This window comes from Alkalibacillus filiformis (genome assembly GCF_030814115.1).
In the GTDB taxonomy this organism is placed as follows: Bacteria; Bacillota; Bacilli; order Bacillales; family Alkalibacillaceae; genus Alkalibacillus; species Alkalibacillus filiformis.
Map to the genome: position 1 here is coordinate 65,449 of NZ_JAUSUP010000006.1, position 15,519 is coordinate 80,967.

Consider the following 15,519-nt stretch of genomic DNA (forward strand, 5'->3'; position numbering starts at 1 on the left):
CATTCAGACCGAGTTTTAACGATTTTTTATTTCAATTTTTGCCTGATTTTGTTGAAAGTCAACTTCTTGATAATACGTATTTTTCACTAACACGTTAGGGCCTAAACATTTAGCGATTGGACAATGACAATTCAACGATTGGGCTGTCTTTGTGCTTAACCATTGATGATATGAATCTAAAAGTTTTGTGTCCTGAACATTGCCTAAGGAAGGTTCATCTCCAAAATCTGTTACTGTCACTTCGCCCGTAAAAATATTAACATTTAAACGAGAACGCCCATCTGGGTCATTGCGAACTGTTACATTGTTTGCTTGGTCTAACCTTTTCAATAGTTCTAAGTCTTTCTCCGAATGATTACAAGGGTAAAACGGCATTGTACCAAACAGCATCCATACCTTTTCATCACGGTGATTAAGCAGGCGGTTAATCGCTTCTTGCATTTCATCTAGTGACAACGTTTGTAAATCACTAGCGAAGTCGACTGGATACATTGGGTGAATTTCATGTCGTGCACATCCCATTTCTAGTATGTGATCATGTATCTTTTCTAAATAAGGGAATGTTCGCTTATTTAACATCGTTTCAGCCGAAACCATGACGCCTGCTTCTGATAATTTCTGACTGTTTTCGACCATTCTATGAAAATACATTTCACGGTTTTCATACGATGGCTTACGATCCATTAGAGCGAACCCTGTCTCTGCGAACTCTTCTACTGTTCCCCAGTTATGCGAGATGTGTAAAACATCTAAGTATGGAATAATCGCTTCGTAACGACTATATGGTAACGTCAAGTTAGAGTTGATTTGTGTACGTACACCTCGTTCGTGTGCATACTTCAATAAAGGCACAACGTATTCATCTACTGACTTTTTCGATAACATCGGTTCGCCACCTGTTATACTTAACGTTCTAAGGTGGGAGACTTCATCGAGTCTTTTAAGTAATAAATCAATTGGCAAAGCGTCTGGATCCTTCTTCATTAACGTGTCACCTACCGCACAATGACGGCAACGCATATTACATAAATGAGTCGTTGTAAATTCAATGTTCGATAACACCATTTCACCATGTTCTTCAATATCCATATAGGCTTCCCAAGGGTCATATTGAGGTGAAAGTGGGGTTTTGTATGTTGTGCTCATTGAAAAACGTCCTTTCTCATAGGAAAATCCTTCACTATTCTAACACAAATTCTATGAGATGAACGCATGCCACTCGCAACTAGTTAACGACTATTTTTGGTTCATGCCTAAATATATGGACTAAATCTTCAACGACTACACTAGCGGTTGGAAGTTTACCTGCACCTGGACCTTCAAGTTTAAGTTGGCCGTTGTATTGACTAGTTATGAGAACACCATTGTTAACCCCTTCTACATCATATAAAGGGTGCTCTGTCGTAACCCATCTAGGTTCAACTGTTACATTTACTTCACCTTGTTCAATTGTTAACGTAACAATATGTTTTGCACGGTGACCTTTCAAACTTTGATTAACCACATCTTCTTGTTTTAAAGCTGTAATCCCGTGACGAAATACCCGATTGAAATTAACACGCTCTTCCGTTACTAACTCTGCTAAAATAACCGCTTTATAAAAGGCATCGAACCCTTCAATATCATTAGTTGGATCAGCCTCTGCATAACCAAGTTGTTGAGCTCCTTGTAAAGCTGTATTTAGATCAATCTGTTTATTTCTCATTTCACTTAAAATGTAGTTTGATGTTCCATTTAAAATGGCTTCGACATGAACAACTTTGTTAACTGAAATCAACTGACTGATCGTTCGAATAACAGGCACACCACCAGCAACTGTCGCTTCATAGTGAACAGCTACACGATGCTCTTTGGCCTTTTCCTTAAGTTCAAACCCCTTATAAGCGAACATTTCTTTATTCGCCGTAATAATATGACACCCTTGGTCAATCGCCTTACACAAGTAAGTAAAGGCAGGTTCAACACCAACAATAGCATCAACTACAACATCTACAGGTTGAGCTAATATATCATCAATATTAGATGTTACTAAAACATCGTTAGGCACATTTCGCTTAATCGAGTCATCTTTTACTAGTACGGCGACAATATTAATCGAGCCACTTAACGATTCAGACAACCTTTTTTGCTCTCGTTCAATTAACTCATACACACCACTTCCTACTGTGCCAAAACCTAACAAAGCTACGTTAACCGAACCCATTTGTTGCCTCCTTTTTATGAATTCACACGCTCAACTTGTGATGATTCACCAGTTGCAGCTTTAATCGCTTGCTCTAAGTCTTCAATTAGATCATCAACATTTTCGATTCCAACTGATAAACGAATGAGGTCGTCAGTGACACCTGTTTGAACAATTTCTTCTTCACTTAGCTGTTGATGAGTCGTACTTGCTGGGTGAATAATTAAGCTTTTTGCATCACCTACGTTAGCTAGATGAGACCACAGTTCCACTTGATTAATCACTTCAGACCCTGCTTCTCGACCACCTTTAATACCGAAAACAACAATTGACCCAGCACCTTTTGGTAAATATTTTTGCGCTAACTCATTGGAAGGATGATCATCTTTTTCTGGATACAATACCCAATCTACACCCAGATGTTGTTCTAAATATTCAACGATCCGTCTAGCGTTTGCAACATGCTCTTTCATACGAACATGTAACGTTTCTAACCCTAATGCGATTTGAAACGCATTGTATGGACTCAAAGAAGCCCCTGTGTCGCGTAACACTTGAACACGCGCTTTCGTAATAAAAGCTGCTTCAGGTAATGCTTCAGCATAAACGATCCCGTGATAGCTTGGATCAGGTTGAGTGAACCCAGGGAACTTCGAGGAATTCCAATCGAACTGACCGGCATCAACGAGCACACCACCTAATGTTGTTCCATTACCGCCTAACCATTTTGTCGCTGAATGAACAACAATATCCGCACCAAACTCAATTGGGCGTAGTAAATATGGTGAAGGGAACGTGTTATCTACAATTAACGGCACGCCTGCTTCATGAGCAATTTCTGCGACACGTTCGATATCTAATACGTGCAAGCCAGGATTTCCGATAGTTTCAGCAAAAATAGCTTTCGTTTTTGGTGTAATCGCCTGACGGAAGTTATCTGGTTCAGTTGGGTCAACGAAATGTGTCGTGATACCATGTTTCGGTAACGTTGTTGAAAATAAGTTATATGTTCCCCCATACAGCGTTGATGCAGCAACAATTTCATCACCCGCTTCTGCAATGTTAAAAATCGCTGCTGAGATTGCCGCCATACCACTAGAGAATGCTAATGCGCAAACTCCACCTTCTAACTGAGCCACACGTTCTTCTAAAGCACCAACTGTGGGGTTACCGATACGAGAATAAATAAAACCTTCTTCTTGTAATGAAAATAAATTAGCTGCATGTTCTGTACTATCAAACTTATACGAATTCGTTTGATAGATCGGTAGTGCTCTTGCACCTGTTGTCGGATCCGCTTCTAATCCACCATGTACTCCAATTGTCTCTAATCGATAATCTTTTTGACTCATTACTCACCACTCCTATTTATTAATTTTAAATGTAAACTTATTTAACGCTTTCTCAATGATGTGACCCCACTTGTCAAACTCTACTAAAAACCCGTCGTGACCAAAGATTGTCTCAACTTCATAATAGTCAGCTGAACCGCCTAATAAGTTAATGTCGTCAACAAAGTATTTAATTGCTTCCGGTGCATACAGTAAGTCATGTTGAAATCCAAGGGCCACAACTGGAACTTCTAACTGTTCTAACGTCACTTCATAACTCCCTCTTCCACTAGCAACATCATGGTTGTTCATTGCATTTAACAATGTTAAATAACTGTTCGCATCAAAACGTTCAATGATTTTATCAGCTTGATAATTTAAGTAAGATTGAACTTCAAACTCTTCATTTGTCTTTTTTCGATTGAACCTTTCTTGAAACAGTGGCGCTGAACGATACGTAATCATACCAATTTCACGCGCTAATCCTAATCCCTCTTTAGGTATCTCACCCCTCTGCCAACTAGGGTCTTGCTTTATAGCCTTTGCTGAAATGTGGTTAAAAGCAATAGCGTAATCACTAAACTGAGGGGTTACTGCAATTGGAACGATCATACCGACAAAGCCAGGGTACATAAACCCCCATTCCAACACTTGCATCCCACCTAAAGAACCCCCGATGACAGCACGTAAATAATTAATCCCTAACTTCTTCAATGCTAAAAACTGAATCTCAACTAAATCACGAACAGTGACGTTTGGAAAGTTAGCTTCGAATGGCTCATTTGTCTGAGGGTTAATCGATTTCGGCCCTGTTGAACCATCACATCCCCCTAACACGTTAAACGTGATCACTTGGTAATGATTTAAATTAATATAACCGTCCTCATGGATTAGACCACGCCACCATCCAGGCTCACCACCTGTACCAACCGTTTTATGGTTTCCTGTTAAAGCGTGGCACACCAAGATGACTGGTCCTTCATTATTGCCTGCTTTTTCATAAACCAACTCAACTTCTTTAAACGTATAACCTGATTCTAAAGTGAAATTAGGGATGACAACTTTTTCTTCACTTTTGCTAATTGTCATCACCTCCTCCTTTTCAAAACTTTTGAAACGCAAAAAACCTCCCTACCTTTGAGATAGAGAGGTCAAATATACAAAACTATTTGTCTCTCTCATCTCCCAAAGCAAATGCTTTGCAGGAATTAGCACCTTTCAAACCGTTGTTTGAAGGTTGCCGGGCTTCATCGGGCCAGTCCCTCTGCCACTCTTGATAAGAGTCAAAATTGTTATTCAATTATTAATATTAAATTATATGCATAGTATCATGGCATTTATAACCATGTCAACGAATATTTATACTTTCTGTTTTTCGTACTCTTCAATTGACGCCATTTTCGCTTGTACTTCCTCTTCTGATAAACCGTGTTCTTCAATATAACGGTTGCGAGGGTGTACACGACATTCATGGGAGCAACTTCTTAAAAAGAAATGTTCATTTTCTTCTGAAGAAAGAATTTGTTCGTTACAATCCGGGTTCGCACAATTAATATAACGTTCACAAGGTTCACCAGTGAAATAGTCACGACCTACAACGTTGTGCTCCACTTGGTTGATTGGAACACTAATACGCTCATCAAACACATAGCATTGTCCATCCCATAGTTCACCTTTTACTTCAGGATCTTTACCATAACTGACAATACCACCATGAAGTTGACCAACGTCATCAAAACCTTCTTCTTTCAACCAACCTGAAAACTTTTCACAACGAATTCCACCTGTGCAATACGTTAACACACGCTTACCTTCTAATAATTCTTTATTTTCTTTAATCCATTCAGGAAGCTCACGGAAGTTGCGAATATCTGGACGAATCGCTCCACGGAAATGTCCAATGTCATACTCGTAATCATTACGTGCATCTAAAACGATTGTATCTTCCTTTTTCATCTCTTTGTAGAAATCTTTAGGATCTAAATACTCACCTGTTTGCTCATTAGGGTTGATGTCATCATCACCTAAACTTAAATTAACAATTTCGTCTTTATGACGAACATGCATTTTCTTAAAGGCATGTTCATCCGCTTCATCAATTTTGAAAGGCATATCTTCAAAACGCGGATCAGCACGTAACCCTTCCATATATTGATTCGTTTGTTCAACAGTTCCTGAAACAGTGCCATTCAGACCCTCTTCAGCGACGATAATTCGACCTTTTAAACCAAGATCTTCGCAGAATTGTAAATGCTCATCACGAAACGTTTCTGGGTCATCAATTTGAACGTATTTGTAATAAAGCAACACTCTGTAATCCTTATTAGACATATTGACCACCTTGCTTTAATATATTTTATAGTTTATTTTATATAGACAAATCAACACTGTATTATACAATAACATTGCTCAAGGTTCAATTAAATAAACTGAGTGATTTTATGGAAACGTATTGAGTTTTTCATACCAATAAAAAAAGCCCTCACAGTGAGCTTACTCACTTGTGAGGGCTTGGTTTTACTTTAACTCATCTACAACTTGTTCAGCGTCTTCTGGTTTTTTTGTAAATAGGCTGACAATGACTGTCGATAAGGTTGCGACGATAAAGCCAGGAACAGCTTCATACGTTACACCGAAAAGTAGATCGGCTGATAACTGTTCAAAATCAGCAATAGCATATGTCCACTCAGGTTGCTGTGCTACTAACACGACGGTTAATAATCCTAAGATCATGCCGGTTAGTACCCCTGCACCAGTTGTTCGCTTCCAATAAAACGTTAATAATAAGGCAGGGCCGAAACATGCACCTAGTCCACCGAATGCAAATAATACCATCCAGAAGACAAACTCTTCAGCGGAGAATGCCAACCATACTGACAGTGCCATAATTCCTAATACAGCAAACCGACTATACGTGACGAGCTTCTCTTGAGACATTTCTTTACCTTTACCAAACAGTTTATCAATAATGTCACGAACTATAGCACTTGCCCCAACTAGTAACTGACTATCAGCACTCGACATGATCGCCGCTAAAATCGCAATTACAGCGATTCCCATAAAGAATGGATTAAAAACAGCATCTGCTAGTTGGGTAAAGATTGCTTCGTGGTTTCCGTTTGGCATCGCCTCAGGTCCTTCGAAAAAAGCACGACCTGCAAGGCCAACCCATACAGCACCCCAACCAACGACAACGTTCCAAATAGTCCCGATTAAAGCTGCTTGTTTCATCTCTTTGACATTGTTTAATGACATATAACGCACTAAAATATGAGGGTTACCAGGACTACCAAACCCAATACCTAATAAACCAACGATCGCACCAAAACCGAACGTCATTAAACTCGTAAATCCATCACCTTGTGCATGCATGGCATCTAAGATCGGCCCTACGCCACCTAGTTGAAAAATCGCAACAATTGGTAAAATGACAAGCGAGAAAAACATCAAACTAACTTGAAGTACGTCTGTTTTACTAACAGCATGAAATCCACCTAATAACGTATAAGTTAAAATAATAATAGCTGTTAGCCACATACCCGCACTAGAGGAAATCCCTAAAGTAGAAGAGAAAGCTGTTCCTCCCCCAACAATCTGGCTTCCAACATAAGCAACCATGAAAAATACGATAATACCCGCACTAACAATTCTTAATAAACGGAAACGGTCGCGATAACGACTTTCTAAAATATCTGGAACAGTAATACTTCCCGTTTTCTCACTATAAATTCTAAATCGCCTTGCAGCATAGAAAAACATAAATACTTCAACAGTAATATAACCAGCAATCGCCCATACAGCGTTTAAGCCGGTTGCAAAGGCAGTACCAGTTACACCTAAAATTAACCACGAACTTCTTCCTGAACTTACAGCACTTAAAGCAACGACAAATTTGTTTAACTTTCTCCCAGCTAAAAAATAACTCGTTAAACCGTGTGAACTTTTTCGCGCCGACATTAAACCTATAAAAACTAATAAAAGCAAATAAACGACTAACACTGTGATCGTCATCGGATGCGCGCTCATGTACGATCACGCTCCTTTTTAGATGAATGTACATAGGCTAGTACACCCAAAAACAAAATAAATAGAGGAATAACAAACAAGCCTAAAACCATATCTAGATTAAATCCCATCTAACTCCCCCTTTATAAAAGTTATAAATACGTTTAAATAGTAACAAAATATTTTAAAAATTCAACAAAATAAAATGTAATTCTACAAATTTTCGCCTATTTCGACTATTTCTTGTATAATTAAAACACCATTTTTGAAAAGGATTGAACTAAGATGAAGCAAATATATAGTGAAATTATTCAATTTAGAGGTAGTCACTACGACTTTGGTTATGAACAAGGAAAGCAATTAAAAGACACACTAACAATCCAAAACCGCCTGAAACATTGGAAGATTAGAAGACCACGGTTTTCAATTGATGTATATGAAGCTAAGGACAAGTTTATGCTGTTTGCACCTAACATGTGGCAAGAGTTAGAAGGGTTGCGCGAAGGATTAGAACTACCGATGGAAGAAGTGTTACGTGATTTTGGAGGTTACCGAACTGAGATTAGAAAAAGTGGCTGCTCAATTATGACTGAAGAAGATTACATGATTCGAAATTACGATTATCAGCCACAAACTTACGAAGGACGATATAGCCTGTTTCAGCCAAATGACGACGGTTACGCAATAATTGGCCCCACTTCTCGTGTTACCGGACGAATGGACGGTATGAATGAAAAAGGGTTAGTCATGGCATACAACTTTACCCACCGAAAAAGCCCAAAAGATGGGTTCGTCTGCTATATGATTGGTAGAATTATTTTAGACACGTGTGCAAATGTTGATGAAGCTGTTCAATTACTAAAAGACATTCCACATCGGAATGCATTTAGTTACATATTACTTGATCCAAGTGGGCAAACGTATGTTGTCGAAACGAGCCCACGTGGGGTACACGTTCGTGAATCAAATGTCTGCACCAATCATTTTGAACATTTAACGAAAGAAAATCGCCATCATTTGGATGATTCGTATAAGCGAATGGACACTATTAACTCACAAAGAAAAGCGAACATGAGTGTAAATGACGCATTCAGATTAATGAATGACCGCAATCAAGGCGTTTTCTCTGACAAATACAAAAGTTGGGCTGGCACCATCCACACTTCTGCCTACTTACCAAAACAACGTGAAGCTTGGTTTGCTCTAGGTGGAGATACAGAACCCGTCAAATTTAATTTTGATACATGGTTGAACGGAAATGACTTTAGCATTAGCAAAATCAAAGGCGAAGTTGATACCGCTCTTCCGTTTGCTCATATGGATTAAAAAAAGCCTGAAGCTACTCTGCTTCAGGCTTTTTCATTATAAACTTTTATACCATTCAGCTGCTGCTTTTACTTCACCTAAGTTTAATTGGTGTCCCTGGTTTTCCCAGTGTAATTGGACATTAGCACCAGCATCGTCAAGCAGCTCTTTAAGGTCTTCTGATTCTTGAGCTGGACAAATTGGATCATTTGTTCCTGCTGCAATAAAGACGCTTTTACCTGTTAAACCCGGCAATTCGACTCCACGTCGAGGAACCATTGGATGATGTAAACTTGCTGCTTTTAACGCGTCTTGATAATGGAACATTAAGCTTCCAGCAATATTAGCTCCATTTGAATAACCAACTGCAATTACGTTATGACGATCGAAGCCATAATCCTTTGCTGCTTGATCTAAAAACTCATATAACTCTTTCGTTCTAAAAATGAGGTCCTCTTCATCAAAGACCCCTTCTGCTAAACGTCTAAAGAAGCGTGGCATTCCATTCTCTGATACGTTCCCACGAACACTTAAAACGTTCGCCTCGGGATCAATATGATCAACTAACGGTAGTAAATCTTCTTCCGTCCCACCAGTTCCATGTAATAGCAAGAGTGTCGGTTTAGAAAGATCTGTACCCTCTTTAAATATATGTTTCATTATTACGCGCCCCCTTTTATCATTCCGAAAATGGTAGCTTCATAATACCATAACAATTATCTTGAATTCAAAATAAACACACCAATGTTTAAATTTCATTTATTTAGGGGAATTTACGAACAAAGCCTTTCAAGGAGTGAAAGTTATGATTAGAACCATTTTAATGATCATCGGTGCGATCGTTGTTATTAGTTGGATTATGTCAATGCTCTAAACAGAAAAAAGTTCTCTTCTAAAATGAAGAGAACTTTTATTTATTCTTAAAAAATTCTTCTGCCTTTTCTAAATATTTCTCATCAGCTGGAAGCATCTCTAGATCTTCAACTATTGCGCTAACCGGACATACAGAGACACACGCACCGCAATTAATACATATATCAGGATCAATATAAAATTGATCTTTCCCCTCTTCTATACAATCAACTGGACATACATCGACACATTCAGCTGCCTTTTCCATTTCACAAGGGCTTGTAATTACAAATGCCATCTTTTTTTACCCTCCTTCTATCTTAATTTATTCTAACTTAAAAGTAACCCATTGTTAAAGTACTAACTCCACTATCCTTTATACTAGTCACTTATTCTGAAGGCGATAACGAACTAACAGCTGTCACTTATGCTAATGATGAGTTAGCGAACGAATCTGAAAGTGTTACAGTAACACTAGATACCGAAGCTCCTCACCTAACGGTTGATAACCTAGAAGATGGTGACAAATTAAACACAGAAACCTTCACTGTTGAAGGTGAAGTTTCAGATGAAAACTTAGATACTGTTAAAGTTAACGGAGAAGACGCGTCAGTTGAAGACGGCCAGTATTCTCACCGCATCATGCTTGATGAAGGTGAAAATGACATTGAAGTCATCGCGACTGACAAAGCTGGTAACGAAACAGTTGCGTCGTTAACAGTTGAAGTTAACTTTACAGCACCTGAAATCGAAAATGTGACACCAACAGAAGACCAAACAGTTAAAGTTGGTGAAACAGTGATGATCACATTCGATAGTGAGCCTGGTCTTGATGCATCATTCAAGGTGTACATGCCGCTAACGAATATCCAAAACACTGAGGAACTTCCTATGCAAGAAACTGAGGAAGGTCATTATGTCGGTTATTGGACAATTCCACAAGGCCTTGAAGCTGACGGCGCTGTAATCCAAGTGATTGCAGTAGATGACTTCGGTAATGAAAGCACAGCTGAAGCTGAAGGTAAACTTACGATTGTAACTGATCAAGGACCTGGTAACGGAAACCCAGGCGGGCCTGGTAATGGCAACCCTGGAGGTCCTGGAAACGAAAATGGTCCCGGTAATGGCAATGGCCACGGACCTGGTGGACCTAACAGATAATTAAAACAGATAGCATATTAAAAGCAGGTGTCGTTTTCCGACACCTGCTTACTTTTTTTCTAATAAACGCTCTTCAATAAACTCCACATGGCTAGGGTCCTTTACATAACTCAATATTTGTTGTTTCATGTTTGGAAATAAACTTATTTTATGTAGGTCTTTTAAAGGAACCCATTTCACATCCGTTTGATGAGGATCGGGATTCATTGGAAGCTTAGGATTGGAACCTTCTTTAATCGAACAATTAAAAAACACCCCAACTTGGTGCAATTCTCCAAAACGATAGTTACATAAATGAGGAGCATACTCATAAGTGAAGGCTAATGAACCAACTTCAACATCAACTGTTGCTTCTTCCATCGCCTCTCGCTTCACCGCTTCAACAACTGATTCATTCGGCTCTACACCACCTGCGGGAAAATTATAATGTACACCTGTTTCATCATTAAACTCTACTAATAGTATCGATTCATCTTCTATAATAATTGCTCCAGCTCTAATTCTAATGTGCGTACTCATATAAACCTCCTATTACTATAACCTAATTCTTTGTTTAGCTGTTGCTGTATCATTATTCATCGGTTGTTTTCCTACAGCTTTCCCCAAACCAAAGCGAGGCATATTAACATAAGCTGACTCGAAATTGCCTTCAGTAACAATATAATTCTCGTGATAGATTCCAACACTAGTATTATTTCGAGCTTTACGATTAAACCTTTGCCATGCCTTTAAGTGTTTCTCACTCCTTGAATAAGCTAAAAGCTCCTCTTCTGACCTCCAATACTGAACTGATAATGTCGTTCTAAATCGCCAAAAGTTTTCGAAAGCTAAGCAACCCAACTCTTCATGTTCACTTAATTCCTTTAACATAGGAGGCATTGCCAACAAGACAGGGAGCCATTTGTGAACAGCCCACCACTTTTTAATATGCATGCCAATTAGAAACACAACAACTTCTTCACGTTCTTGATTGTTTGTATATCGTCCTTTGTCAATACTAGCCACTTACTCTCCTCCTCTATTTTATAAGCACTTTAACGTATGCTCCTGCAACTGACTTTTTGTATGCTTCTTGATTCATCAACTCAATTTGATTAGAACGCTTTGATGCTTTAACCAACTTTCCTTCACAAAGAATAGATGGATCTATAAGTCTAACTTTACCTTGTTTATGTATATCATAATCGTTTTCATCACTCATTACGTGAGCGCCAGGCTGCAATTGTTCTAGCAAACTCATAACCTCTGAATCGTTTGAACTTCTAACTTTTTCTAATAACTGCTCATCTTCTTTCATAAAATCTTCGCGGTGAATAATCCCCTTGTTTAATGCAAGTTTTAATGCTCTTGCCAGCAGGTCGTTTCCATATATGTTAAGAGGATCCATGAAAAAGTCGATCACTTCTTTGTAATAAGTTTCAACAAACCATTCCGCTACTCGTAAATTATCCAAATACATCTTCCCATCAACTACAATTAAGTGTTCTAAAAACGTATGAGCATCATGAAGCGTTATTTGCCCGTACTGTGTCATATCTCTTAACGTATAATCGACTCGATCTGCACATAATTCAGGTGCCGGCTGTTCTAACAAAGTCCACTTCGAATCATCTAGCAAAATGTCTTCGTATTGAAATCCATACTTCTTTAATATAACTGGAATGCCTGAGTGTTTTATAAACTGCTCATAAATCTGTTCATGATAATCCTCATTGTCATGCTCTAGTAAATAATCCACGACGTGAGAAAACGCTGTGTGAGAAACATCATGTAAAAGTGCCGCAATCTGTTCTTCTAGTGAACCACCAAGCTTTCTCACTAGTAACATAACGCCTAAAGAATGATCAAAGCGTGTCACGTCCCACTTCGGTTTTACTAAATAACTAGCTCCCCCTTGATGAACCCCTTTCAACCTTTGAACTCGCTTACTTTCTATTAATTCCTGTAATACATCTTCTAACTCGTAACTGCCGTAAAGTTGATCTGTAATTAACATAATTCCAACCTCCAAACTTATAAACTAGTATAATATTTTTTCTACCTTCATGAATACACTTATGATAAAGAGGATTGGAGGGACAAGTATGAATCATCAAACAACGAATGCGGTGTTAAGAATTGTGTTAGGTTTAATTTTTCTCGTTCATGGATTGGACAAGTTTCAAACAGGTCTTGATCAAGTGGCGATGTGGTTTAGTAGCTTAGGCTTACCAGGGGTGTTAGCATACTTAGTTGCTTGGTTAGAAGTCATTGGTGGTATTGCATTGATTATAGGATTTCAGACACGCTTTTTTTCAGGTGCTTTCATATTGCTGTTAGTCGGAGCTCTATTCTCAGTGAAGTTAAGTGCTGGTTTTCTTGGGGATGGAAGCTCAGCAGGATATGAGTTTGACTTAGCTCTCTTGGCTATCGCGATTCACCTACTAAATGTCGGACCAGCTTCACGCTATTCTTTAGATTTTTACCTTTTTCAAAGGAAGGATCAACTCAGTGAATAACATTATACAGGATAGTTAAATAATTTGGAACATTTTTCTAAAAACCCTCTATTCAAAACAAATACTTATGTTATGATATTAAAAACAATAAGGGGGAGCCAAAATGATCCAATACCCAAATCTTCCTAATCAAGCTACAATCGGTGTGTCTGCACCTTCTTCTGGTGTGCCTGAACCATTACATCATCTACTTTATGAAGTACAAACAAGTATGCAGCAAAAAGGTTATCAAACTATTTTGGGTGATACGGCATGGACCCAAACTAAATCGAAGTCAGCTACAGCTAAAAAGCGAGCAAAAGAGCTTGAAGAAATGCTCCTCAATGATTCTATTGATGCGATAATCCCGCCTTGGGGTGGAGAGCTTTTAATTGAAGTTTTAGAACATATAGATTTTAGTAATATTCCCCCAAAATGGATTTTAGGTTATTCTGATACGAGCGCGTTACTTTTGTCGATCACTCTAAAAACTGGTATTGCTACAGCTCATGGCACAAACATTGTAGACATCCGCGGAAAATATTCAGATCCAACCACATCAAAATGGGAAGACGTTTTAAAAACCAAACAGAATGAAACTATTAAACAATACAGCTCGGAACAATACCAAAAAGAGTGGGATTTTAACAACCCAACATATCACATTTTTCATTTAACCGAGAGAACCAACTGGAAAGTCATCAACGGGGATTCTCTTCATGTTGAGGGACGTTTACTTGGAGGCTGCATTGATGTGATTCATCACCTAGTAGGAACGCCATATGGCGATGTGGATCACTTTAAACAACAATACTTAAAAGAAAACGAACCAATTATTTGGTACTTAGAAAACTGTGACCTTGCTACACCAGACTTGAAAAGAGCGTTAACACAAATGCGTTACGCAGGCTGGTTTGATCATTGTAGTGGCATACTTTTCGGTCGAAGTAATGCCAACACACCAGTAGATGGATATTTAGCCGAAGACGTATACAAAGAAATCTCTTCTGAATGCGGCGTACCAGTCGCATATGATATCGACTGTGGTCACATGCCACCTCAAATTACTTTTGTAAATGGAGCTATTGCAACGGTTCACGTGAAGGAAGGAAAAGGGACTATTAATCAAACTTTCAAGTCATAGAAACACTTTAACGACCAATTCATTTTTTCAAGATCGACTTATTACAGAAAGAAGCGTTAACCTGTATGGGTTAACGCTTCTTCTTCACATTATTGCACAGCTTTACTTTCTTCAACACTAATTTCCCAAGTTTGACCACCGTCTTCGGTAATATAAATATATAAGTTTTCATCTGGCTGATTCGGTATAAAAGATGCAACTGCATATAGATCTGAGTCAGAAGGATCATTAGCAATATAATTTATGATATCTTCACCAGTTGGTGGAGCTGTCATCGACTCACTTTCCAAAGTATCTAGGTTTACCTTTATTAATTCTGACGAAACAGTAGATATAACCAATTGGTTATTAAAATCAAATGTTACAGCTACCCCTCCAGGGATATCACTAATTTGTTCAAAGGTTTGTCCATAATCATCTGAAATATATACGCCATCAAGAGATGAAACAGCAAATACACCCTCTTCTTCTGGGTGTACAGCAATATCAACTTCAGGATTATGAACATTCGTGATCTGCACACTCTCTAAACCATTAGCTTCTACTTCATCCCAACTTTTCCCTTGATCAGTTGAATAATAAAACCCAACTTCACCTAAATTAGGATGATTTTCCGGATTAAATAGTAAAATGTCCTCAGTGTAATACCCTACGGTTAAGCGGTGGAAATCAATCTCACCATGAAACCCAAGGACATCTAGTGTTTGGCCTTGGTCATCACTATGCACTAGCCCTAAAGGGTTTTCTAAATCAGAACCTGGCTCTGGGTGTCCACTACTATAAAAACCTGAGTCATAAACAGAAAAACCCATGTAATCATGCAACGGTCGATCATCAGCCTCGTACCAATCAGAATCTTTTATATTCAAACCATCGTGAGCAGCTACTAAAAGTTCTCCATTCTCAGAAAAGCCTAAACCATGTATATGTTTAAAAGAAATATCATCACTTGATTCACTATCTTGAATAAACCAAATACTACCTAACAAAACAACAACTACACTAACCATTACAACCAATACTCGCATAACTTTACCTCCAACCATTATAAAATATCCCATA

The 15,519-nt window shown here is 38.5% G+C and carries 16 protein-coding genes and 1 riboswitch; of the genes, 4 read left to right on the plus strand and 12 right to left on the minus strand.

Annotation, left to right across the window (positions count from 1 at the left end):
• Positions 1 to 15: 15 nt before the first annotated feature.
• The 6 genes from yfkAB to J2R98_RS10295 all read right to left on the minus strand — a co-directional run bounded on the left by yfkAB (position 16) and on the right by J2R98_RS10295 (position 7,539).
• On the minus strand, positions 16 to 1,146 hold the full coding sequence (yfkAB, locus tag J2R98_RS10270; protein WP_307068688.1) for a radical SAM/CxCxxxxC motif protein YfkAB: 1,131 nt from the start codon (positions 1,144 to 1,146) through the stop codon (positions 16 to 18).
• 79 nt (positions 1,147 to 1,225) lie between these two features.
• Positions 1,226 to 2,203: a homoserine dehydrogenase gene (locus J2R98_RS10275; RefSeq protein ID WP_307068691.1), complete on the minus strand. Its 978-nt coding sequence runs from the start codon at positions 2,201 to 2,203 to the stop codon at positions 1,226 to 1,228.
• A 14-nt stretch (positions 2,204 to 2,217) separates the two neighbouring features.
• Positions 2,218 to 3,534: an O-acetylhomoserine aminocarboxypropyltransferase/cysteine synthase family protein gene (locus tag J2R98_RS10280; RefSeq protein WP_307068693.1), complete on the minus strand. Its 1,317-nt coding sequence runs from the start codon at positions 3,532 to 3,534 to the stop codon at positions 2,218 to 2,220.
• Between the two features lie 12 nt (positions 3,535 to 3,546).
• The gene (gene metX / locus J2R98_RS10285; protein WP_307068696.1) at positions 3,547 to 4,602 is read right to left on the minus strand and encodes a homoserine O-acetyltransferase MetX; all 1,056 of its coding nucleotides are present in this window, start codon (positions 4,600 to 4,602) and stop codon (positions 3,547 to 3,549) included.
• An 86-nt stretch (positions 4,603 to 4,688) separates the two neighbouring features.
• A riboswitch (SAM riboswitch) is annotated at positions 4,689 to 4,796 on the minus strand.
• A gap of 76 nt (positions 4,797 to 4,872) precedes the next feature.
• A complete protein-coding gene (gene trhO / locus J2R98_RS10290) occupies positions 4,873 to 5,844 on the minus strand; it encodes an oxygen-dependent tRNA uridine(34) hydroxylase TrhO (protein WP_307068699.1) in 972 nt (323 codons plus the stop codon).
• A gap of 186 nt (positions 5,845 to 6,030) precedes the next feature.
• Positions 6,031 to 7,539, minus strand: coding sequence for a sodium/proline symporter (locus J2R98_RS10295; protein ID WP_307068701.1), 1,509 nt, complete (start codon positions 7,537 to 7,539; stop codon positions 6,031 to 6,033).
• 264 nt (positions 7,540 to 7,803) lie between these two features.
• Here J2R98_RS10295 and J2R98_RS10300 point away from each other — a divergent pair, with 264 nt between their 5' ends.
• A complete protein-coding gene (locus J2R98_RS10300; RefSeq protein ID WP_307068703.1) occupies positions 7,804 to 8,844 on the plus strand; it encodes a C45 family autoproteolytic acyltransferase/hydrolase in 1,041 nt (346 codons plus the stop codon).
• 36 nt (positions 8,845 to 8,880) lie between these two features.
• Here the strand turns inward: J2R98_RS10300 and J2R98_RS10305 are convergent, their stop codons facing one another.
• On the minus strand, positions 8,881 to 9,486 hold the full coding sequence (locus tag J2R98_RS10305; protein WP_307068762.1) for an alpha/beta hydrolase: 606 nt from the start codon (positions 9,484 to 9,486) through the stop codon (positions 8,881 to 8,883).
• A 247-nt stretch (positions 9,487 to 9,733) separates the two neighbouring features.
• Positions 9,734 to 9,973: a ferredoxin family protein gene (locus tag J2R98_RS10310; RefSeq protein WP_307068705.1), complete on the minus strand. Its 240-nt coding sequence runs from the start codon at positions 9,971 to 9,973 to the stop codon at positions 9,734 to 9,736.
• A gap of 80 nt (positions 9,974 to 10,053) precedes the next feature.
• Between J2R98_RS10310 and J2R98_RS10315 the strand changes: the two genes are divergently transcribed.
• Entirely contained in the window at positions 10,054 to 10,836 is a 783-nt protein-coding gene (locus tag J2R98_RS10315; protein ID WP_307068764.1) for a hypothetical protein, read from the plus strand.
• Between the two features lie 48 nt (positions 10,837 to 10,884).
• On the opposite strand, the gene J2R98_RS10320 is transcribed toward J2R98_RS10315, so the two are convergent.
• The 3 genes from J2R98_RS10320 to J2R98_RS10330 are packed head-to-tail and all read right to left on the minus strand — an operon-like array spanning position 10,885 to position 12,832.
• Entirely contained in the window at positions 10,885 to 11,355 is a 471-nt protein-coding gene (locus tag J2R98_RS10320) for an NUDIX domain-containing protein (RefSeq protein ID WP_307068707.1), read from the minus strand.
• A 15-nt stretch (positions 11,356 to 11,370) separates the two neighbouring features.
• Positions 11,371 to 11,841 carry a DUF4188 domain-containing protein gene (locus J2R98_RS10325; RefSeq protein ID WP_307068709.1) on the minus strand — a complete coding sequence of 157 codons (471 nt, stop codon included), beginning with the start codon at positions 11,839 to 11,841 and terminating at the stop codon, positions 11,371 to 11,373.
• Positions 11,842 to 11,854: 13 nt separating this feature from the next.
• Entirely contained in the window at positions 11,855 to 12,832 is a 978-nt protein-coding gene (locus J2R98_RS10330; RefSeq protein WP_307068711.1) for an HD domain-containing protein, read from the minus strand.
• A gap of 88 nt (positions 12,833 to 12,920) precedes the next feature.
• On the opposite strand from J2R98_RS10330, the gene J2R98_RS10335 reads away from it, so the two are divergent.
• Both J2R98_RS10335 and J2R98_RS10340 read left to right on the plus strand, forming a co-directional pair.
• Positions 12,921 to 13,334, plus strand: a complete 414-nt coding sequence (locus tag J2R98_RS10335) for a DoxX family protein (RefSeq protein WP_307068713.1) — start codon at positions 12,921 to 12,923, stop codon at positions 13,332 to 13,334.
• Between the two features lie 103 nt (positions 13,335 to 13,437).
• Positions 13,438 to 14,457: a S66 family peptidase gene (locus J2R98_RS10340; RefSeq protein WP_307068715.1), complete on the plus strand. Its 1,020-nt coding sequence runs from the start codon at positions 13,438 to 13,440 to the stop codon at positions 14,455 to 14,457.
• A gap of 89 nt (positions 14,458 to 14,546) precedes the next feature.
• Here J2R98_RS10340 and J2R98_RS10345 read toward each other — a convergent pair whose 3' ends face one another.
• Positions 14,547 to 15,485, minus strand: coding sequence for a F510_1955 family glycosylhydrolase (locus tag J2R98_RS10345; protein WP_307068718.1), 939 nt, complete (start codon positions 15,483 to 15,485; stop codon positions 14,547 to 14,549).
• Between the last annotated feature and the right edge of the window lie 34 nt (positions 15,486 to 15,519).